This window comes from Sediminimonas sp. (genome assembly GCF_024637375.1).
Lineage (GTDB): Bacteria > Pseudomonadota > Alphaproteobacteria > Rhodobacterales > Rhodobacteraceae > Sediminimonas.
This window is the reverse complement of record NZ_JAGXFK010000051.1, coordinates 71,943-90,833: the sequence shown is the minus strand read 5'-3', so window position 1 is coordinate 90,833 and position 18,891 is coordinate 71,943. Positions and strand designations below refer to the sequence as shown.

The window sequence follows — 18,891 nt, the reverse complement described above, 5'->3', positions numbered from 1 at the left end:
GGGCGCAACAACGGCCGAAAACGGACGGGCAGGACATGAGCAGGGCAGCGACAGGGGCAATTCTGGCCTTCATGCTGGCGGTGGCAGTCGCCGCCGCGGCGGGTGTGGCCGCGCAGGGGAGCCGCGATGTGCAGTTCAGCGCGCTGGCGCGGGTCGATCCGGCCGGTACGCTGCTGACCGATACCGGCGACGGGTTGAAGCTGGACCTGGCGCTGTCGCAGGGGGTGCCCTGGCGCGCCTACACCTTGACCGCCCCGGCGCGGCTGGTGATGGATTTCCGCGAGGTCGACTGGACCGGCCTCGACGAGGCGGTGATGCTCAACGCCGACAACGCGCAGGCGGTGCGCTTCGGCGGGTTCCGGCCCGGTTGGTCGCGCATGGTGGTGGATCTGGCCGGGCCGATGGTGATCGACAGCGTGGTGATGAACATCGCGCCCGAGACCGGCAAGGCGCGGCTGCGCGCCCGGCTGCGCCGCGCCGGGGCGCAGGAGTTCGCCGAGCGGTCGGGCGCCCCGCACGACCCGCGCTGGGATCTGCCCCGCCCGAGCGCACGGGCGGGCCGGAAAACGGCGCCGGAGGCGGGCGATACCTTGCGCGTGCTGCTCGACCCGGGCCATGGCGGCATCGACCCCGGCGCCGCGCGCGACGGGTTGCGCGAAAAGAACCTGGTGCTGACCTTCGCGCGCGAATTGCGCGAGGAATTGCGGCGCGCCGGCGGCTACGAGGTGGTGATGACGCGCACCGACGACCGCTTTGTCGCGCTTGAGCGGCGTGTCGCGCTGGCACACGAACTGGCGGCGGACGTTTTCATCTCGCTTCACGCCGATACGCTGACGCAGGGCCAGGCCCATGGCGCCGCGGTCTACCTGCTGTCGGACAGCGCCAGCGACACTGCCAGCGCCCTGCTGGCCGAGCGCCACAACCGTGACGACATCCTTGCCGGGGTCGACCTGCGCGGCCAGGACGACCAGATCGCCGGCATCCTGCTGGACCTCGCGCGCCAGGAAACCCGGCCGCGCGCCGAACGGTTGGCGCAGGCCCTGGTGCAGGGGATGGGCGATACGGTGGGGGCGCTCAACGCACACCCGATCCGGCAGGCGGCATTCTCGGTGCTCAAGGCGGCCGACATCCCCTCGCTGCTGATCGAGATGGGATTCATGACCAGCCTTCGCGACATGGAAAACCTGCGCGACCCCGATTGGCGCGCCGGCCTGGCCGCCGGTATCCGGGCCGGGCTCGATGCGTGGCGGATCGACGAGGCCGCATCGAGCGATTGACCGTGCCATGCCGGGCGGACGCTACCAGGCGCGAACGAGGATCGGAATATGCAGGGTGGAAACGGGCGTATGGTGCTGCTGGAGAGCACCAATCACTATTGATATTAAAGGGAAAATACGGCTTTCTGCCTCTCGGTCCCTCAATTAGTCCCTCACCCCGGTGATGTAGGCGAGGACGTCGTCGACTCGCACGAACGCCATTCCTCCCCGGTGGTAGAGCGTGATGTGCCCCGCCTTCGCCCAGCGGTAGATCGTCGCGCGAGACACGCCGAACACTTGCGGCGCCTGGCTGGGGCGGCATGTGATGGTGGCGGCGGGGTAATCTTCGAGGCTTTTCATTGCATCACCCTTTGCACGCGGCCTAACCCTACATCACCTCGCTTGTGCGGTTTTACCCAGACCCGAACGCCACTCGGATACGTCCGCCAGTGTCCGCGAACATCGTGCTCCCGCATCTTGATCCCTGATACTTCGCACGGCCGCGCATACCCGCGCTGGCGAGACTGCCCCGCTGCGCTGGCAAGATCGTCAAGCTGGGCATATCGCAGCGTGTCGCCTTCCCTGCGGTGCGCGGATGGCGAATTGCGGGACAAGGTGTTGACCGACACTTCTGCGGCACGCTCGGTATATAGGTGTAAGGCGTAGGCCGCCTGAAAATACTGAGCCTTCACGACCTTTTCCATATCTGACAAGCCGCCCTCATCGAAGGACCGAAACTGAAATTTCGTCGCGTGCTTGCCATTCTTGTTCCATGCCCTGACGTGCACGCATTCCTCGTCGGGGCAGTAGGCCATGATGCCGAGATAGGGCGTTTCCATCCAGCAATGCGAATAAGTATAAAGCGGGACCTCATCCCACATACGTTGGATTGTCTCACGCGCATCGTTGATGTGCTGCTTCGAAAAGCGGAAAACGACTGGCGGAACATCGGCGGGCCTCAGCCGGAATCGGACCTTGGCAAAGATCGGGGGCAGACGGCGGATCGGCATGGTCAGTCCTTCTCGAAAAGATCGCCGTCAGCCATTTCGGCGCGACGACGCGCAGCCAATCCAGCACGACGCATCGGCGCGTCATAGCGGTTGTGACATTTTTGGCAGAGGGCCACGAGATTGTCGCGGGCGCAGTTCTCGGGGGTGTGGTCGAGGTGTGCGGTAGTCAGGACCACACGGACGGGCTTGCCAAGGTCGCATGTGTCATGACTTTCTCCGTCCAGCTTGTCGCCAGTGGAAGCGCAGAACACGTCGCAATGCGCCGATGCAGAGAACGACCAAACATCTAGCCCGTCGCAAGTACCACGCCTGATCCACTCGCCATTTGGCACGCTGCACCACTCGCACCGTTGCCCCGCTTCCTCGCGCACGCGGGCGCTGATTTTCGGCCAGTCGGGCGGATAGCGGTCACGGTTTTCAGGCCGGATCGGCATGGTCAGTCTCCCATACTCGAAGCGTTAGGAGTGCGCCGGTACTTCATGTACGCAAGTTTGGCGTTATATTGCGCCTCAGCTTCTGTGGCTCCGACCCCATGATGATCACTGCCGTCACCTACCCAAATATCGCACCGCCACTTTTCCGACGGGTTTTCTTTGAGAAAGTCTTTGGGGCGGTCTTGGGGGTAGGTTTTCGTCAACATGGTCAGCCTCCCGTGTCCGTCGTCTTGACCCAAACACCTTTTCCGCAGGCCGATATGGCGACTTCGGCTATCCGCTCCCTCCATCGTGTTCCACGCTCCAGTTCCCATAGATTGCCGCCATTTTCGCCAACGTATTCCCACCCGTCAGCAAGACGGTCGCGCCTGTCCCGCCTTTTCCTCAGCGCTTGCTTTGTGAATTCAGTCACAATCATCGGCCTTCCCTTCCGTGTCCGTGTCGGTCTGTAGGGCGGATCGGGCTTCGGCCCAGCCGTTGATGGCGTCTACCAGATCAGCGTCCTGCCCTGCGCTCCCACCACTGGCCTGCGCGCAGAATGACAGCCTGTCGCCAGCCTTTTGCAGCCTGTCCCGCTCGGCCTCTGCCGTCTTCGCCCGCTGGCGGTTGTTTTGGGAAACCTCTGCCCATCTGGCGCAGGCTTTTCCTAGGTGCTCGTTTTCGGCAGTCAGTCGTTCGATTTCGGTTTTCATGTCGGGCATGGTCAATCTCCTATCTGGACTCGCTGAACCCCGGAGCCATCGCCGGCTCCAAATCCAGAGCGCGCATCACCTTGAGGCCGATTTCTGACTGCAAGGCGATCCACCGCACCGTGCCTCCGCTCTTGTTCACTTGCCTGATCGCAGGGAGTCCGCGTCGGTGCGTCGTCTCATACGTCTTGCTGTCGACCGTTGTCCTCGCCATCACACGCTCCTATTTGGATTGATTGCACTCTTGGCATCACCTCGTCCTCTCGATCATCTGCCGAATGTCGCAGATGCGGCGGCGCTCCGGCAGCTCGCCATAGGTCTCCAGCACGTCGCATGCGGTCAGGATCCGCTCGTCGGCGTGGTGGGGCATGTCGGCAAGGACCGCGCGGGCGTCGGACAGCGCCGCGTCGTGAGTGGAGGCAGCGGCTTCGGCTGAGATTTTGGATAGGGTGGTCATGGGGCCTCCTTCTGGATTCATCGCGAGTGGGGGCAATCCCAATCGCAGTGTTCGGTCCCGGCGAGTAAGCATGTGCCGTCATCTTGCAGCCCGCACTCGTCAAAACCATCGTCGTCTTCATCGTCCCAATCGCCGGGAAAGTGATCGTCTTCAATGTCAGCCATGCTGGCCTCCGGGGTTAGGTGGATTGGTCGCCTTCGGCGATGTAGCTGATGATCTCCGAGGCGCGGTTTCCGATGATCGCGTGTAGGTATCGCTGCCCCTTCGCCGTGAGCTTAGGGCAAACGCCGCTCGATTTTTTCACCAGGCCGTGTTCGAGGATGATCTGGTGCATGGTATGACCCATCGAGAAGCCCAGCACTGACTGAACGACGCCGACGTTCACCACTTCGCGCTTCGTCATGGATTCGAAGTTCGCGTTGGCGTGGACCTCCTCGACACTTTCATCGGAAATGATCTGTTCGGGTTTCATGGCCCCTCCTGCGGGTTAGGTGGACCGGCGCTTGATCGCACCCCAGCGGCCGCCGGTGAGTTGGGTTTATCAATGACGACGCCTTGGGGGTGCGCAGGCGCCAGCCAATTGCGAGCCTCAGCCTCGGTTTTGAAAAGAGGCGACCATTGATAGCGTTTCTGAGTGACTCGTTCGTCTGCGGCAAAACACGGCCTGGCAAAGACTGGATGCGACCCCGGCCCGCGAAACTCAAAAATCGCGCGATAGCCTTTCTCTTGCCTTGGTGTCCCGTCGTCCAGGCTCTTGTTCCGAACGATGGTAACGGATAGCAGCTCAGGAGGGCCAATCGCATCTATCAACCTGGCCATCACAGCCCCTCCGGCCACACGGTCACGAAACCATCCGCTTCGGTCTCCGCCTCAACAGCGAGCCGCGCCGCGTGGGCTTCGTGGGCGTCGATCTCGCAGGCGACTTCGGACAGCGGCAAGCCGCGCAGTTCCACGGGCAGCGGCTGGACGCGGCGCAGGGTGTGGCGCCGGCCGTCCGCGGTGCGCTCAGGCGGCGGGCCGTCGGTGACCTGCGGGCGCCAGGCTCCGTGCCAGGCTTGGCGTTCGGAGTAGTAGGGGGTCATGGCAGCCGCCCCTCGGCCCTCATCACGCGCCGCTGCCGGGCCTGTTCGGAGATCATGCCGCGGGTGCGCGCGTTGATGCGCTCCTTGCCGAAGGCGCCTTGACCGTCCAACACGACCAGCGCGCCGCCTTCGCCACTGCGCGACGGCTTCCAGACATATTCCGGTATCTCGCCAGATGCGCCGCGCGGGCATTCGGTCACGCCATTGCGCGCGATGTAGTTCTCGATCAGATGACGATCAGCGGCGGACAAGTGATTGCTCATGAGTTCCTCGCTCCTGATTTCGATTGCAGCTTGGCGAGCGCCACTTCCAGGCGCTGGCGCAGTTCGGACGTGGACGTTGATTTTGTGGCCCGGCACGGGCACGGCTGGAGCGCGACGCGCAGGGCGTGGATCTCGGACAGCGGGATGCGGATCACGCCCATGTCGCCCTCGATCGACAGCTTGCCCAGCGACGCAGGCGCGGGCGCGTCGAGGTTCTCGGCATGGATGGGGTCATGGTCTTGGCTCATGAGCGCGCCTCCTGCTCCAGGATGGATTTGGCCAACTGCCTGATCCGGCTTTCATCCACTGGTGTCGCGTCGCCCTGGCCACCGTAGGGGTTAAGGATGCCGTGGCTTTGCGACGCCTTGAGGCCGAGCGTGGACATGATCGCTGGATCAGAGCCGCCGTTCACATGCAGGAAATGCGCGATTACCGGGCGCTCCTGACCATGGCGATGCAGGCGCCCGGTGAACTGGACGTGGACCTGCGGCGACCAGTCCAGCTCGGCGTAAACCACATGCGAAGCCCGCGATTGAAGCCCGTCGATCCCGGCGCCGGATCGCAGGGACATGAGCATTATATTCGTGTCGCCGTCGATGAACGCTTGGCGGGCTCGCCGCTTGGCTGCTGCGCTTTCCGAGCCCGTGAACATGGCGGGCCGAAGGTCAGCCAAGCGATCCAACAGGATATCGTAGACCTCGCGATGCCAGGCTCCGACCAGAACCGGCTCACCACCCTCAACCAGCGTTCGGATGTAAGCGGCTACCGCGCGCGCCTTTGCGACGCCAGTTTCGTGGCGCAGCATCATGTTGAGTTCGCGGGCCGCGACACCCCGGTTGTGAAACGATCCGCTCAGGACTTGCAGGGCCAGCTTTTCTTGCAGATCGCGGTCGGACTGCACCGCACCATCATCCCAATCGACCTCGATCACGGTCTTGGATAGCCCCGGCAACACGGATGCGACCTCCGCGTCCTCGTTGGTGCGGCGCAGCGTGACCCCTTCCTCTTGCAGGAATGCGCCCAGCGCCTCGGGTTCTTTCACGATCCAGTGGGTGCCGTGCGACGTGCACCAGTTGGTGAGGAATTCTCCCCAAGTGCCAAGCGCGCCGGGCGCAATGTACTCGACCACATTGAATATCTCGGACCCATAGTTGTAGATCGGCGTGGCAGTGAGCCCGAGGCGGTTTTCCACAACCGAACATATGGATGCCGCGGCGCGACCCTTTTCCGTCGCTTGCCCGTGGCGCAATTCCTGAATCTCGTCGAAGATCACGGTGCGAACACCCATGGGCTCGATCATGTCGACCCAGGCCGCGATGTTTGAGTACCGGAACACATAGATATCTGCGACTTGCACCTGACGTGCGTTGCGGTCCTTGATTTCAACCGCTCGCAGATGCGTGAACCGCTCAATGTATTGGACCACCCATTGCGTGGACAGGTGGGGCTGGACGACGACAGCCGCGGGAAGCCCCCATCCGTCCGAGATCGCGGCCAGTGCAGAAACCGTCTTGCCCAAGCCCACATCGTCGAGCAGCAGCAAGCGGCCCGTCGTTCGCAACAGATCGGCCGCACGACGCTGATAGGTCATAGGTTCTTCGCCGTCACGAAACCCGGTCAACACTGGTGGCGTGTATTCCGTAGAGTGTATTTCTTCGATCCGCGCCTGGGCGTCGCGATAGGCTTTCAACTGAACCGACAACCACCCTTCGCTTTCCCGGTCCATGCTCAACGGGTATCTCTGCATGAACCAGTCGAGATCGGCCGCGATGGACGGGCGGTCGCGCAAGAAGAACGGCGGAACCGATCCGAAGGGGATGCCCTTGAATACGTCCTTGAACCTCATGGACACATGGGGCTTCAAATTCGATACGACCCAGCCCGGTTCGATCCGGTCCCCGGCAAATTGCAGTTGGCCGTTCATAGCCACCCCCTCGAAAGGTCTGCGACGAAAAGGGGCACGCCATCCACATCCTTGATGCTCGCCGGCCATGGAGTTCCGGTCGCCAGGACCAGCGCGGATATTTCCGGCAGCGCGGCATAGCGGCGCAGCTGCTTCCATATTGCCCGGCGGGGATGCCCAACCTTCACTTCCACACCAACGCTCCCACACAGAATGTCGATGCGTTCTGATGCACTCAGGCGAGCTTCGGTCTGGCACTCCATGTCGGCCGCTTCGATCACTGCCAGAACATCACGATGGGCCGTCGCCTCGCTGGTCAGATTGATCCGTGCGGAAGCTATCGCTTGTGCGATCCTGCGAGCGTGAAGCGAGGGGTGGGCGCCGATTTCGGACGTGTTGCTCATACGATCCACCACATGAACGCGATCACCCACAGCACCAGCGCGGCACCGCCCGCCGACAGTGCGGGCAAGGCGTCCTCCAGGGCGAAACTCCCCACCCACAGCGCCAGGACAAAGCCAGCCATGAAGGCGAGGTATCCGCCGCCGAGCAGGACTGCCGCGTATCCGAGTGCTTCGATCATGATGCACCATCCGGATATTCGACCCTCACCCATTCCAACCCGAAGGGCATGTCGAGCCAGTACGATTTGCACTTGATCGCGCGCCGGTTCTGCCAGTGCCAGATTGCAGAGCGGACAGCTTCGCCAAGCGCGCGGACATCGTCCCCGCTCACGTCCTCAAGAGGGTGATTGCAGCCATTTTCGTCCGGGCCGTCCTCGTCCTCCATGTGATCGCCAAGGCGGTCTATCCAGTCCTCAGCGTCGAAATACCCGCTCAGGTTAACGTGATTGTGGCGCGCCCACCCGATGTAGGCCCCGAACTCCCACGGGTCACCGTCTTTATGTGGCGGCAATTCCTGCACGGCGCCGATGTGGACGGCTTCGCGGATTGCTTCGTCCTTGTTGGTGCAGTTCGTGTCGCTGAAAGGCCCTTCTTCGTGCGCTGCCGCCCACCAGGTGTATTCGCCCGCCGGGCAGGGGTGTTGCCCGCTCATGATGCACCGCCTTTCGCCTTGGCGATGGCGGTTTGCACCAAGGCCCATGCACTCGGTGGCATTGCCTTGCCATCGTCGTTTTCAAGGTTTTCCAGCGCCTCCAACAGATCCCTGATCACGCCGCTTTCCAGCGCATCGGTTGGAATGCCTTTGCAGGCGTTGACGCAGGCGACGATGCGGCGGGCATCGGCGACTTCAACACTGTCTGCCCGACCGCGCTTTATGTTCGCGACCCATGTTTCAATTCCAGGCGTCCCGCGATCTGTGTAGATGGCAAGGCCAATGGCCTGCCAGGGTTCGCGCGTGTGCTTTGCATTGGTCATGATGCACCGCCTTTCTCGCGGGCCGCGAGCATGGCGTCGGCGATCCGATACGCCGCTCGCGCTTGCTTCTCGGTGCCGGTTTCGGAATGATCGCCATTCCAGCGACGATCACCCATGGAAACCAAAGCTTGCCCCGCGAACCAGTCCCGCAGGGACATGCCCCTTTCCCCATCAGATACCGATCTTCTTGGGTCGGGAAACGCCGGCCCGCCGTTGTCGATTACATCGGTCATGACTGCACCCAAACGCCAAACAGGATGGCCCATAGCAATGAAGTCTGTGCCAAGTCGGAACGCCCGCGCACGTTCTGCCAACATGCAGCGAATACGAACCCGACGCTCAGAGCGCGAAGGGTGATCTCAGCGAGAAATCCAATCAACTCGATGCTGCTCATGCCAGCCCCCTTTCTTCTGCCAGCCAGTCAGGAATCGTGACGCAGCACGGGCCGGTGTCGTCGTGATCCAGTTCGATCTGGGATTTCGGTAGCCAGACGGGATCGGCATCCTCGTCGTCCTTGACCAGAACGGCGAAGTCGGTGCTGTGAACCACGATCAGGTCGTAATCGGTGACGTTGGATTTCATGATCAGATCCCCAGCGCCTCGCGGTACATCTCCAGCACCGCTTCTTCTTCGGCGATGTCGTCGCGGTCGCGCTTGCGCAGCGCGATGACCTTGCGCATCACCTTGGTGTCGTAGCCACGGCCCTTGGCCTCTGCCATCACCTCTTTCTGCTGTTCGGCGATGTCCTTCTTTTCGGCATCAAGGCGCTCGAACCGCTCGATGAACTGGCGCAACTCGTCGGCCGTTACGCGGTAGGCGTTGTCGCGCGCCTGATCGAATTCCGGGTCGGGTTTCATCATGTCCCGCGTTCCTTTTGCTGTAGTCCCTTGGAAGGTGTTGGCGCCGACCCGCAGGGATGCACCCTTGCCCAGCGGCATATGGCCGGGGTCGGCTTGCTGGATGGGCTTCACGATTTCCTCGATCAGCGCCTGCCGATCCTTGGCGGCGCGGATTTCCTCCCAGCGCGAGGCCAGCGCCGCCCAATAGGCGTTAACCTCGGCCATCAGAGGCAAATATTCGCGCAGGCGCGGCACTGCATCGAGAAGCGCCTCGCACCGCCCGAAGTCGCCCACGTCCCCGGGGTAGCTGCCATCGCACTCGCCGAAGGCTGCCAGGTGCGCGGCGATGGCCTTGGCCGATGCGCCGCAGTCGCCGCGCGCGGCCCATTGTTCCAGCGCAGAGCGGATATCGTCCTTCTCGTCCAGCATTGTCTCTCTCCGTTTTCAATCGAGTGGCGGGACGCGCTTGAGGGGGGTGTCTCGCACGCGCCCCACCTGCCACGCGCCCGATTATTCCGGGACGCGCGGTTCGGCAGGTCGGATCAGCCGGCGTCGCGGCGTTCCTCGACCTTTTCCATCACCTCGGCATGATGTTCGGGGAACTTGTCCTTCATCTTCGAGACCTCGGCGCCGTAGACGTCGAGCACCTCGTCGACGGCCTCGCCGCCCACGCAGTCGGCAAGATCGGTCTTGATCGTCGCCACCATCTGCCTGGCCCAGCTATCGTCGGCGGGCTTTTCATCCGGTGTGTAATCCTGCTTCGGGCGCCCGGTCTGCTGGGGCGCGCCGCCCTCGTCGTCGCCTTCAGCCTCGGCTTCGCGCGCCGTCTTGGCTTCCTTCGTGATCCAAGCGTGCAGATCGGGCGCGACCTTCTTCATGCGCGCCAGCACCTCGGCATGGAACTCCAGCGCAGAATCAACGCTGGGCGCGTCGCGGATGTCGTTGATCACGTCTTCGGCCGCGCTTTCGAGGCGCTTGTATTCGGCGTCCTCGCCGTCTTCGGGCGCGGCGTCGGTCACCTCCGACTCATCCGGCGCCTTCTGTGCGTCCTTTGCCGGCGCCTTCCGGGCCCCGCCGCCGCGCTTGCTGGTGGTCTTGGGTTGCTCCTTTTCGGGCTCGGGTTCTGCGGGCTGTTCCTGCGGCGGCGTCACGTCGCGAAACTCGCTTTCCGCCAGTTCGACCTCGATCGCCGCGGGCACGCCAATCATGACCTCGGGCGCGTAGAGCCGGATCAGGAACGCGGCCGAGCGGTAGCGCAGCATCTGTTCAGGAATGGTCTGGTACTTCTTGTTGCTCGTCCAGCCTTCGGCCTTGGCCATGGCCATGTCGCAGTTGACCGACACCTTGCGCCCGGTACCCGAGAGGGTGGCAAACGCGGTCACGGACAGGTTGTCGCCGCCTTTGCCGCTGATTTCCCAATCAATCTGGTCCTGAAAGACACCGCTCTGGTTCGCGCGGGCAATCATGTAGGTCGTGTTCCAGCCGGGCTTGCCGCCGACGAAGTAGATTTGCTGCGCGACCGTCAGCGGATCTTCGTTCAGTCGCATGGCCATATTCACGACCAGCATGCCGTTGGCGATCGCCGCTTCCTGGCCGCCCCGGCGCAGGTGATCGGGAAAGAGCGGCGACATGCCCATCATCTTGCCGACGCGATACATGTGGTCGAAGGTATCCGGGTTCATCATGGGGATGTTCGAAAGAGGATTACCCCCGGCGGCGGGTTTCGTGGTCAGTGCATTACTCATGGCGTTTCCTCGCTGGATGTGTTGCCGCCGCCTCAGATGGCGAACTGGCGCTTGTGGAGCGTGAAACCCGGGATCGTCTCGGTTTCCGGGTCGAATTCAGCCGAGCGCGCGCGCTGCGCGGCCAGCCGGGTGAGCGTTTCCGCTACTTCGGGATGATCCTGAAAGGCCATGAAGGCAGCGCGGATGTTGGTGATCTCGGGTTCCCACGTCGTGCGCATCGACATGGTGCGCCCGGCGCCGCTGGCGCTCTTGGACTGCGCGCGCGCAGGTTTGGATGACGCTTTTTCCGCGGCCTTCGCTTCCTTGGCGAGGCGCTCCGCTTCGGCCTCGGCGTCGGGATCAAAGGTGTCCTCGGTCGCCTTGGCGGCTTCTTCGGTCTGGCGGCGCAATTCCTCGGCACGCTTGCGTTCCTCGGCCTGCTGGCGCTCCAGTTCGGCCTGCTTTTTCACGAGATAGTCGCTCTGCATCTTCTGGAGGTGCTTGCCGGCCGCGTCGAGACGATCGACCATCGGCTTGAATGCGCCCTGCACCGCGGCGGCGCCATCATCCCATGGCTTCTTCGCGTCTTTCCGCGCATCCTCGACTTTCTTGCGCAGGCCGCGAATGCCGGTGATGAAATCGGCCAGTTTTTCGGACTTCTCGTCGTCCTCGATCACCTTCAACTCGGCCCATACGCGCGCAGCATTGGTGAATTCCTGCACCTTCGGCCCCCAGGGTTCGGCGCTTTCCGGTGTGGGGAGCGGGGGCAAGTTGTGCCCCGGCCCCGCGGCCGGCGCTTCGGCTGTGTCGATCATGTCGTCATTCATGGCAATATCGCCCTTTCTGTCAGGTCTGGGAGGGTGTCGCGGTCCTCGGCTGTCTGTGCGACGCGCGCGGCAAAGAGCCGCTCGAATTCCTCGCGGGTGATCGGCGTCAGATACGTCCAGATGCGCGCCGCGTCGTCAGGGATGCCCTCGACCAGAGCAACGACGCGCTCATCGGCCGCCAGTTCACCGGTGCGAAAATCGACATCCTGGTCGAGGGTGATTTCGACCGGAAGCCACGGCCCACCCTTGCGCTTGCGCATGCGGTAGAAGCCGCACTTCGGATCGCCATCGTGGCGCGGCGTCTTGGGGTCGCGCAGAGCAGCGCGCCACCATGCCTGTGCGTCGTGTTCGCTGGTCGGCTGTCGCATCAGAGAGACCCGAAGCCTTCTTCGCGGTCGTCGCGGTCCTGTGGGCCGGACTGCATGCCGGCCATGGCGTCGAGGGTTGCGCGATTGCCTTCCTCGTAGATCAAGCGGACAACGCAGCCCCGAAACCAGCGACGACCGTCGATCATCTGACGCAAGCGGCGCACAGCCTGCTCCCTGCTTGTCGTCTGCCCTTCGGCCTCCATGAGGATCGGCCCTTCTGTCGCCGCCTCCAAAACGATGCCGTAGCACGCGCGTTCATTCGCCATCTTCAACTCCATTTTCCTGAGGTGCGGCTTTACCCATGAACCGACGCGCTTTCGCCGGTTCGATTTCCTGAAACTCCCGCGCCTTGCGGATCGCCTGCATCTTCGTCTCACCGATGAAATCCATCGCGAGCCCGTCGATGCGAGCCACGAACACGGGACCGCGAGCGGTGACCGGTCGATCCTCGATCTTTGTGCGGGTCTTGCTCATGCCGCACCCCGCAGCTTCCAGAGGTCGTGCATCATGCGCACATCCTGCGCGCGCAGCGGCCGTATCAGGTCGCAACGCGCGTCGCGGCGGCCGGGAAAGCCCATGTCGGCCAACATCCGAAACACGTCCAGCGGGATGAACTGGCTGGAGGTGTAGTCGATATCGACGAAATCCTCTGTCGCGCCGGGCCGGTGGGCCAGGTGGAAAAGCTTGCCGTCTTCGCGATATGCGGAATAGACCCACGACCCCGTCGCGGACTCGACGGTGAATTCCTTACGGGCCAAAGTCATGTTCATGCCAACCCCCGTTTTCTGCGGTCATCGTGACCACGGATAACGACATGAAGCTTAGGGTTTCTTGCAACATGTGGCAACAGGTAAAATCACGGGCGGGGTTGAAAATCCTGTAACATGTTGCAATGGAAATAAAAAAAGCCCGCCGAAGCGGGCCTTTCAAACCTGTGATCCAGACTCAGGCGCGGCGCAGGGCCGCCCGCGCCATGTCGATCCACACGTCCTGCTGTTCGTCTGAAAGCTGTCGGAACGCCTCCAGCAAGAGTTCCTCGTCCTCGCGTCCACGGGCTGACACATCGACCAGGTCATTGGCGTCAACGCCCAATGCCTTGGCAATACGCTCTTTCAGTTCCGGCGTCATGCGTCGGTCGCCGCGCTCTATCTGTGAAAGATAGGGGCGCGTGATCCCGACCGCATCGGCCAGCGCGTTCTGCGTCATGCGGGTTTTCCGCCGCAGATCAGCGATCAGCACCTTCATGGTCAGCCTTTTTGTCTGGTGAACGGGTCTCACACTGTAGCAGCGCGTCTCGCAAAAATAAATATTCATGTTTCTCCCTGTCTCGTTGACACCTGTTGCAACAGGTTGCATACTGCGCCGGGTAATCAGCAGGAGAGCAGGTAATGCACCTCGTCGAATATGTGAGCCAGTTTCCTGACCGCAAGCAGGAGGAATGGGGGCGCCTGTTCGGCATCAGCCGGACGCACTTCATCCACCTGTGCGCTGGCCGCCGGAACCCGTCGCACGGCCTCATGGAGGTGATCCGCGACAAGACCGGCGGCGCGGTGCCCCCGCAGTCGTGGTTCGAGGAAACCCCGGACGCGCCGCCGATGGCCGTGCCCGAGCCGGAGACCGAGCAGGAATACGTCGAACCCTGATCGGGGCCGTCGCGCGCAATAGCCCGGTGTGTTGGGCCTCATACAACATGACCATGGAATGCGCGGCGTGCCCTGTTCGGATGGCCCGTCCGTAAGCCGCCATGTGCGGCAGGGCAGACATTCAAGACACCAGATGGAGGCGCAGGTGCCACAGAAGCACGACACCAATGACCTACTCGCCCGGATCGACCGACTGACCGCGAAGATCAAGGCCGCCGAGCGCCGCATCGAGGTCTTTCAGCAAGCCAACGCCACATTGCAGGGCAAGCTGGCGCGCCAGCGCAACGATCTCGCCAGGATCAGCAAACACCACGACAACAAGGTTCGGCATATCACCCGGATCCGCAAGATCCTCGTCGACGCGATCGCCGGCCGCGCCGGCTGGAAGGACGACGCCGAGCGCGAGGTTCAGGGCATGAAGAACGGCGATGGCCGGTGATGGCGTGGGCGTACCTTCCAGACCGCGAAACGGGCTCAGCCTCTGCGCCGGGGCCGGCGGCCTCGATTTTGGACTCATGCTCGCAGAACCCGGATTTCACACGCGATGCTGGGTCGAATGGGAAGAACACCCGCGCAACACCATCATCGCAGGACAACGGGCTGGATACTTCACCCCGGCGCCGATCTGGGATGATGTCACCACCTTCGACGGGCGGCCATTCCGGGGCGCGATCGACACCATCCTTGCAGGGTATCCGTGCCAGCCTTTCAGCGCAGCCGGACAGCGCCGCGGCGACACCGACGAGCGCCACCTATGGCCCGAGGTTGCCCGGATCATCCGTGAGGTCGATCCAGAGTGGGTATTCCTCGAAAACGTCGCAGGTCACGTCAGCCTCGGCCTTGAAACCGTGCTGCGAGGCTTATGGGGCATGGGCCGAACGCCTGCGGCTGGCATATTCTCGGCGGGCGAAACAGGCGCGCCGCATGAAAGGCAGCGCGTGTTCATCGTGGCCTACCGCAGTAGCAAACGACGACAACAAGACGCCCGAGGCCCATCTGGCGATGAAGAAGCGGATGGGAGAGCGGGACGGAACAAACGCGAACCGAACGGCGATCACGTCTCTGCAAGTGGCGGTGAAGGCATGGCCGACGCCAGCTGCCCGCGACCACAAGGGCGAGAACAGCCCGGATCAACTGCCGAACGCGGTTGCCTTCCTCTATTCCCGCCCGGACCCGGAGACAGCGCCGCATGGGCCGGAGTCCTCAGAGTGGCGCCCGATCTCGCGCCGACTCTTTCGGTCGGCGATGTCAAGCGTCTCGCCGATCACTGTGCGCAGATGGTTGCGCAGGGGGGGGGTGGCGGAAGCGGAGGCTCAATCCCGCGTTTGTCGAGCAACTGATGGGCTGGCCCAGCGGCCACGCGCTTTGCGCATCATCGGGAACGGAGTTTGCCCGCTGGCAGCAGGATATGCGTGGCGCTCTCTCGCTTCTGCCCACGGCCTCGGGCCCGTGGATATGGAAGCCGCCGGAGGACAGCCCGCAGCCCGAACAGATGAGCCTGTTGTAACGGAGGCGCACCCATGAGCCAAAAATTCAACATGTGCCGCCGCGCCCACTTCATCCGCCGCGTGCGGGAGCGGGTGTCGCCGAAGACCGACGGCGCGGAACTGTGGAGCATCCTGATCGAGCAGATGGCGGCGCCAGACCCTCGATACCTGCGGTTCGTCGCGCGCCTGACGCGCGGCGGGCGCCGCTTGTGGCGGTTCTGGCTGGGCGGGCGCTGGCACTTCCTCGTGTTCGACCACGCCAACAATCACCCGATCACGATCCTCGTGCCCGGCCGGCAGATCAAGCCCGAGGGCAAGCACTCATTCTTTTTGCGGGACGATTACCATGACTGACCGCAGCAAGGCGGCGCCATCGGCAACGTCGCTGTTTCTGGCCACCAAGCCCAAGCCGGTGCGGGACGCCCGGCAGGCGCAGGCATTTGCTGACCTGCCCGATCTGCGCGCCCCGCGGCGCACCGAGCGCGACACGCTGGACTATGACCCGACCCCGCCCGAGGCATCGCGCGCATTCCTGGCCGCCGAAGCCCCCCGGATCAGGCAGATCGGCGGCGCGGTATGGGAGCCGGCGGCGGGCGGTGGCCACATGGTGAGCCCGCTGATCGAGTACGGGTTCAGCGTCGTCGCGTCCGATATCGTGGATCGAGGTTGCCCTGACGTGATCCTGCGCGGCTTCTACGACTACGACGAGGCGCCGTCGCCGATCATCATCACAAACCCGCCGTACTGCGAGATCAACGCGCGAGATGGCCACGGGCGCTGGCTCAGGCATGCGATATCGCTTCCGGGTGTGCGCTACGTCGCGTTCCTGCTGAATTGGGATTGGCCGGCGGCGCGCAAGAACGGCCTCGACGAGTTGCTGGCCGCGCACCCGATCAGCCGCGCCTACCTGTGCCGCTGGAAAAGTGACTTCCGCGGCGGAGGCGCGCCGCCACAGCGCAACGGATGGTTTGTGTGGGATGCTGACCACACCGGCGAGACCGTCATGCGCTTCCTCGATCGCAACGGTGATGAGCGGCAAGGAGGTTTTGACCTATGACCCAGAACCGCATTCCCGCCGCCGTCTACCGGGCTGAACTGGCGGGCAAGACCGGCAAGAAGGCAAAGACCACGCCGGCGGCCAACAAGTACGGCGCCACCAAGGTGACGCGCGGCGGAATCACGTTCGACAGCAAGCGCGAGGCAGACCGCTACGACCAGCTGCTGATGCTGGAGCGCGGCGGCGTGATCACCCACCTCCAAAGGCAGGTGTGGATCGACCTGATCGGCGCTGACGGCGCACCGCTGAAAAGCGATAGCGGCCGCGTCCTGCATTACCTGGCCGACTTCACCTATCGCGACGACGATGGGCGCCGCGTTGTCGAGGATTCCAAGGGAATCAGCACCCGCGTGTTCAAGCTGAAAAAGGCGATGCTGCGCGCCCAGGGCGTCGAGGTGGTTGAGGTGTGAGGGTGGACAAAACAACCTCTGTGTGAAGCGTGGATATTCCACAACTTTGAAGGGAGAGAATTGATATGTCGAAAGAAAATGGCGGAGGACGCGACTTGGGAGACCGGTTGATCTGCAGAATCCTGGGTGAAATTCAGGCGTCGGCTTTCGATGTTGAGGCAGCGTTGTTCCAATTCCGTGAAGGAGACAAGCCCCTAGATGTGCGAGCCGAACTCGCCGACATCCATCGCTACACCGAACTGCTGATCGCGGCTGTGCGCGACGAATGAGCGACGACCAGGGCCGTGGTGAGCATGATGCCTGCCGCGGTCCTGGCTGAACATGGGAGCATGATCATGGCACCGCCCGGCGCCCTTTCCGGCATAGACGACGAGGCTTTCACGAAGCTGTGGATGCGGCGCGATATCCGCCTGGCCACGGCGGCGAAGCGGCTGGGTGTGACGCATCAGGCGCTTACCTGGAAGGCAAAGAGCCTCGGCCTTCCAAGCCGCAAGGACAACAGGACCACGGCCAAGAAGTGTTCCGACGAAGAATTCCGGCGCGCCTGGGAGGCCGGCGTCAACACCAGAGATATGGCGGTGATGCTTGGATATTCCGGAACGTCTGCCGTGTACCAGCGATACCGCATGATGGGGCTGGAGCCGCGTCCGCGAGGATATCGGACCATCACCATGGCGCAGTATCGCGAGATCGAGGTGGCGCGCAGGTGGCGGACGGAATGCGAAAGGAAACAGCGATGAGGGAGTTCGATCCGAAAAGGGCCCGTGGAAAGAGACCGATGCCCTTGTGGGTCGACGCCTTCCACCGGGACACTCAACATCTGCAAGCCGACGAGGTGGGCGCCTACATGCTGATCCTCATGGCCATGTGGACGCGCCCCTCTTGTGATCTGCCGGACGATGACCGGCGCCTGGCTAAGATTTGCCGCGTCTCCACGCACATGTGGCGGCGCCGCATAGGCCCCGCAATTCGGCAGTTCCTTCTGGCGCGTGACGGCGTTCTGATTTCCGAGCGTTTGCAAAAAGAAGCGGTGTATACGGAAAATCTGTGCGCAAAACAATCGGACAGAAAAAAAGGAAAAAATCGGCCTAACCCACTGAAAAACAACAAACAGGGTAAAACCGCGGATAAACCGACGGAACAAACCACAGATACAGCCGCGGAACATCCTTCCCAAGTACCCAACTACCTACATAAGAGTGACGCTGATGACGCGCGCGCGCCCGAACACCTGCCCGCGCGCGAGGTGGCGCCCTCCGATCAGCCCGATCCGCAGGCCGACACATGGCGTGAAAAGCTGTGTGAGGCCATGAGGCTGGATCCGACCAGCCTGACACCGGGAGGGCGCATCGCCGGCTCGCAGTCCGACATGTTCGAGGCTCGGAAATGGGAAACCGATCTTGGACTGACGAAGATGGAAATCTTGCGACAGGTTCGCGAGGTCGCCGCAAAGCGGACACTCGGACCGCCCAACAGCTTCAAATACTACACGCCTGCTATGCGTGACCTGGCAGCCCAAAAGGCAGCACCGAAACTCCAGCCGATCGAAGGAGGCACAGATGTCGGACAACAAGGTTACACCGTTCAGGGGCAGCAACCAGCAATACCCCACAGACCCCAGAACCGGCCTAACGCCGCCCTTGAGAACATTGCTCGACTGGCGCGACTTGGAGCGCCACAGGGCGATGGTGGCGCTTGAGCAGGAGGTCATGGCTAAGAAGTTCGATCGCTTCGGCTGGGAGCGTGACATGGGCTCGCCGGCACACGACAGGATGATCACCGACTGGATGGACATGCTGCAAGACTATCCGCTGCACGAGGTTCAGGCAGCCTGCCGGCAATGGGTGGCAAACGCCAATCGCAAGATGCCGACAGAGGGCGACATCTTGCGCCTGATCAAAGCCGAGCGCGCCCGCAGGGTCGCAGAGTTCCGGCGCAACCTGCCGTCAGAGCCGCCCACAGCGGCGCAGGACAAAAAGCCCACGCCAGAAGAAGCGAATGCGATTGTGGAGGCCGCTGGCTATCCATCACTGCGCATGCCAAAGGCGCCAACCGAATGACCC

The 18,891-nt window shown here is 63.0% G+C and carries 37 protein-coding genes; 11 read left to right on the top strand and 26 right to left on the bottom strand.

What is annotated here, in order from left to right; all coding sequences use genetic code 11:
• Positions 1-35 precede the first annotated feature (35 nt).
• Positions 36-1,277, top strand: a complete 1,242-nt coding sequence (locus Q0L89_RS08415; RefSeq protein WP_296763789.1) for an N-acetylmuramoyl-L-alanine amidase — start codon at positions 36-38, stop codon at positions 1,275-1,277.
• 144 nt (positions 1,278-1,421) lie between these two features.
• On the opposite strand, the gene Q0L89_RS08410 is transcribed toward Q0L89_RS08415, so the two are convergent.
• The 26 genes from Q0L89_RS08410 to Q0L89_RS08285 form a co-directional block, all read right to left on the bottom strand.
• Complete coding sequence (locus Q0L89_RS08410) at positions 1,422-1,616, bottom strand: helix-turn-helix domain-containing protein (protein WP_296763788.1); 195 nt, start codon at positions 1,614-1,616, stop codon at positions 1,422-1,424.
• A complete protein-coding gene (locus Q0L89_RS08405; RefSeq protein WP_296763786.1) occupies positions 1,613-2,266 on the bottom strand; it encodes a hypothetical protein in 654 nt (217 codons plus the stop codon). Before Q0L89_RS08405 ends, Q0L89_RS08410 begins: the two co-directional genes overlap by 4 nt.
• Before the next feature lie 2 nt (positions 2,267-2,268).
• Positions 2,269-2,700: a hypothetical protein gene (locus Q0L89_RS08400; protein ID WP_296763785.1), complete on the bottom strand. Its 432-nt coding sequence runs from the start codon at positions 2,698-2,700 to the stop codon at positions 2,269-2,271.
• Between the two features lie 404 nt (positions 2,701-3,104).
• Entirely contained in the window at positions 3,105-3,392 is a 288-nt protein-coding gene (locus Q0L89_RS08395; protein ID WP_296763783.1) for a hypothetical protein, read from the bottom strand.
• Positions 3,393-3,639: 247 nt separating this feature from the next.
• Positions 3,640-3,846: a hypothetical protein gene (locus tag Q0L89_RS08390; RefSeq protein WP_296763782.1), complete on the bottom strand. Its 207-nt coding sequence runs from the start codon at positions 3,844-3,846 to the stop codon at positions 3,640-3,642.
• Positions 3,847-3,863: 17 nt separating this feature from the next.
• Positions 3,864-4,010 (bottom strand): hypothetical protein, encoded by a 147-nt coding sequence (locus Q0L89_RS08385; RefSeq protein ID WP_296763780.1) that lies wholly within the window; start codon positions 4,008-4,010, stop codon positions 3,864-3,866.
• Between the two features lie 14 nt (positions 4,011-4,024).
• A complete protein-coding gene (locus Q0L89_RS08380) occupies positions 4,025-4,318 on the bottom strand; it encodes a hypothetical protein (protein ID WP_296763779.1) in 294 nt (97 codons plus the stop codon).
• Between the two features lie 346 nt (positions 4,319-4,664).
• Positions 4,665-4,928: a hypothetical protein gene (locus Q0L89_RS08375; protein WP_296763777.1), complete on the bottom strand. Its 264-nt coding sequence runs from the start codon at positions 4,926-4,928 to the stop codon at positions 4,665-4,667.
• Complete coding sequence (locus tag Q0L89_RS08370; protein ID WP_296763776.1) at positions 4,925-5,191, bottom strand: hypothetical protein; 267 nt, start codon at positions 5,189-5,191, stop codon at positions 4,925-4,927. The genes Q0L89_RS08375 and Q0L89_RS08370 overlap by 4 nt, the downstream gene beginning before the upstream one ends.
• Positions 5,188-5,439 carry a hypothetical protein gene (locus Q0L89_RS08365; RefSeq protein WP_296763774.1) on the bottom strand — a complete coding sequence of 84 codons (252 nt, stop codon included), beginning with the start codon at positions 5,437-5,439 and terminating at the stop codon, positions 5,188-5,190. Before Q0L89_RS08365 ends, Q0L89_RS08370 begins: the two co-directional genes overlap by 4 nt.
• Positions 5,436-7,115: a DEAD/DEAH box helicase gene (locus tag Q0L89_RS08360; protein ID WP_296763772.1), complete on the bottom strand. Its 1,680-nt coding sequence runs from the start codon at positions 7,113-7,115 to the stop codon at positions 5,436-5,438. Before Q0L89_RS08360 ends, Q0L89_RS08365 begins: the two co-directional genes overlap by 4 nt.
• On the bottom strand, positions 7,112-7,498 hold the full coding sequence (locus tag Q0L89_RS08355; protein ID WP_296763771.1) for a hypothetical protein: 387 nt from the start codon (positions 7,496-7,498) through the stop codon (positions 7,112-7,114). Before Q0L89_RS08355 ends, Q0L89_RS08360 begins: the two co-directional genes overlap by 4 nt.
• Complete coding sequence (locus Q0L89_RS08350) at positions 7,495-7,677, bottom strand: hypothetical protein (protein ID WP_296763769.1); 183 nt, start codon at positions 7,675-7,677, stop codon at positions 7,495-7,497. The genes Q0L89_RS08355 and Q0L89_RS08350 overlap by 4 nt, the downstream gene beginning before the upstream one ends.
• Positions 7,674-8,150: a hypothetical protein gene (locus Q0L89_RS08345; RefSeq protein WP_296763768.1), complete on the bottom strand. Its 477-nt coding sequence runs from the start codon at positions 8,148-8,150 to the stop codon at positions 7,674-7,676. The genes Q0L89_RS08350 and Q0L89_RS08345 overlap by 4 nt, the downstream gene beginning before the upstream one ends.
• The gene (locus Q0L89_RS08340; protein WP_296763766.1) at positions 8,147-8,473 is read right to left on the bottom strand and encodes a hypothetical protein; all 327 of its coding nucleotides are present in this window, start codon (positions 8,471-8,473) and stop codon (positions 8,147-8,149) included. Before Q0L89_RS08340 ends, Q0L89_RS08345 begins: the two co-directional genes overlap by 4 nt.
• Complete coding sequence (locus tag Q0L89_RS08335; protein ID WP_296763764.1) at positions 8,470-8,706, bottom strand: hypothetical protein; 237 nt, start codon at positions 8,704-8,706, stop codon at positions 8,470-8,472. Before Q0L89_RS08335 ends, Q0L89_RS08340 begins: the two co-directional genes overlap by 4 nt.
• Positions 8,703-8,867 (bottom strand): hypothetical protein, encoded by a 165-nt coding sequence (locus tag Q0L89_RS08330; protein ID WP_296763763.1) that lies wholly within the window; start codon positions 8,865-8,867, stop codon positions 8,703-8,705. Before Q0L89_RS08330 ends, Q0L89_RS08335 begins: the two co-directional genes overlap by 4 nt.
• Positions 8,864-9,055 (bottom strand): hypothetical protein, encoded by a 192-nt coding sequence (locus tag Q0L89_RS08325; RefSeq protein WP_296763761.1) that lies wholly within the window; start codon positions 9,053-9,055, stop codon positions 8,864-8,866. The genes Q0L89_RS08330 and Q0L89_RS08325 overlap by 4 nt, the downstream gene beginning before the upstream one ends.
• Before the next feature lie 2 nt (positions 9,056-9,057).
• Positions 9,058-9,330: a DUF2312 domain-containing protein gene (locus tag Q0L89_RS08320; protein WP_296763827.1), complete on the bottom strand. Its 273-nt coding sequence runs from the start codon at positions 9,328-9,330 to the stop codon at positions 9,058-9,060.
• A gap of 524 nt (positions 9,331-9,854) precedes the next feature.
• Positions 9,855-11,057, bottom strand: coding sequence for a hypothetical protein (locus tag Q0L89_RS08315; protein WP_296763760.1), 1,203 nt, complete (start codon positions 11,055-11,057; stop codon positions 9,855-9,857).
• Positions 11,058-11,089: 32 nt separating this feature from the next.
• Entirely contained in the window at positions 11,090-11,851 is a 762-nt protein-coding gene (locus Q0L89_RS08310) for a hypothetical protein (RefSeq protein ID WP_296763758.1), read from the bottom strand.
• Positions 11,852-11,859: 8 nt separating this feature from the next.
• Positions 11,860-12,231, bottom strand: coding sequence for a hypothetical protein (locus Q0L89_RS08305; protein WP_296763757.1), 372 nt, complete (start codon positions 12,229-12,231; stop codon positions 11,860-11,862).
• A complete protein-coding gene (locus tag Q0L89_RS08300) occupies positions 12,231-12,497 on the bottom strand; it encodes a hypothetical protein (protein WP_296763755.1) in 267 nt (88 codons plus the stop codon). The genes Q0L89_RS08305 and Q0L89_RS08300 overlap by 1 nt, the downstream gene beginning before the upstream one ends.
• Positions 12,487-12,705 (bottom strand): hypothetical protein, encoded by a 219-nt coding sequence (locus tag Q0L89_RS08295; RefSeq protein WP_296763754.1) that lies wholly within the window; start codon positions 12,703-12,705, stop codon positions 12,487-12,489. Before Q0L89_RS08295 ends, Q0L89_RS08300 begins: the two co-directional genes overlap by 11 nt.
• Complete coding sequence (locus Q0L89_RS08290) at positions 12,702-13,001, bottom strand: hypothetical protein (protein WP_296763752.1); 300 nt, start codon at positions 12,999-13,001, stop codon at positions 12,702-12,704. The genes Q0L89_RS08295 and Q0L89_RS08290 overlap by 4 nt, the downstream gene beginning before the upstream one ends.
• Before the next feature lie 175 nt (positions 13,002-13,176).
• On the bottom strand, positions 13,177-13,545 hold the full coding sequence (locus Q0L89_RS08285) for a helix-turn-helix transcriptional regulator (RefSeq protein ID WP_296763751.1): 369 nt from the start codon (positions 13,543-13,545) through the stop codon (positions 13,177-13,179).
• Positions 13,546-13,619: 74 nt separating this feature from the next.
• Between Q0L89_RS08285 and Q0L89_RS08280 the strand changes: the two genes are divergently transcribed.
• The 10 genes from Q0L89_RS08280 (at position 13,620) to Q0L89_RS08235 (ending at position 18,888) form a co-directional block, all read left to right on the top strand.
• Positions 13,620-13,874, top strand: a complete 255-nt coding sequence (locus tag Q0L89_RS08280; RefSeq protein ID WP_296763749.1) for a hypothetical protein — start codon at positions 13,620-13,622, stop codon at positions 13,872-13,874.
• 133 nt (positions 13,875-14,007) lie between these two features.
• Positions 14,008-14,313, top strand: coding sequence for a hypothetical protein (locus Q0L89_RS08275; RefSeq protein ID WP_296763748.1), 306 nt, complete (start codon positions 14,008-14,010; stop codon positions 14,311-14,313).
• A gap of 76 nt (positions 14,314-14,389) precedes the next feature.
• The gene (locus tag Q0L89_RS08270) at positions 14,390-15,214 is read left to right on the top strand and encodes a DNA cytosine methyltransferase (protein WP_296763746.1); all 825 of its coding nucleotides are present in this window, start codon (positions 14,390-14,392) and stop codon (positions 15,212-15,214) included.
• A gap of 180 nt (positions 15,215-15,394) precedes the next feature.
• Positions 15,395-15,715 (top strand): hypothetical protein, encoded by a 321-nt coding sequence (locus tag Q0L89_RS08265; RefSeq protein WP_296763745.1) that lies wholly within the window; start codon positions 15,395-15,397, stop codon positions 15,713-15,715.
• Positions 15,708-16,418 carry a hypothetical protein gene (locus Q0L89_RS08260; protein WP_296763743.1) on the top strand — a complete coding sequence of 237 codons (711 nt, stop codon included), beginning with the start codon at positions 15,708-15,710 and terminating at the stop codon, positions 16,416-16,418. Before Q0L89_RS08265 ends, Q0L89_RS08260 begins: the two co-directional genes overlap by 8 nt.
• The gene (locus Q0L89_RS08255; RefSeq protein ID WP_296763742.1) at positions 16,415-16,828 is read left to right on the top strand and encodes a DUF1064 domain-containing protein; all 414 of its coding nucleotides are present in this window, start codon (positions 16,415-16,417) and stop codon (positions 16,826-16,828) included. The genes Q0L89_RS08260 and Q0L89_RS08255 overlap by 4 nt, the downstream gene beginning before the upstream one ends.
• Before the next feature lie 65 nt (positions 16,829-16,893).
• A complete protein-coding gene (locus Q0L89_RS08250; protein ID WP_296763740.1) occupies positions 16,894-17,097 on the top strand; it encodes a hypothetical protein in 204 nt (67 codons plus the stop codon).
• A gap of 60 nt (positions 17,098-17,157) precedes the next feature.
• Positions 17,158-17,568: a hypothetical protein gene (locus Q0L89_RS08245; RefSeq protein ID WP_296763739.1), complete on the top strand. Its 411-nt coding sequence runs from the start codon at positions 17,158-17,160 to the stop codon at positions 17,566-17,568.
• Positions 17,565-18,527 (top strand): DUF1376 domain-containing protein, encoded by a 963-nt coding sequence (locus Q0L89_RS08240; protein ID WP_296763737.1) that lies wholly within the window; start codon positions 17,565-17,567, stop codon positions 18,525-18,527. The genes Q0L89_RS08245 and Q0L89_RS08240 overlap by 4 nt, the downstream gene beginning before the upstream one ends.
• Positions 18,514-18,888 (top strand): replicative helicase loader/inhibitor, encoded by a 375-nt coding sequence (locus Q0L89_RS08235; RefSeq protein ID WP_296763736.1) that lies wholly within the window; start codon positions 18,514-18,516, stop codon positions 18,886-18,888. The genes Q0L89_RS08240 and Q0L89_RS08235 overlap by 14 nt, the downstream gene beginning before the upstream one ends.
• Positions 18,889-18,891 lie beyond the last annotated feature (3 nt).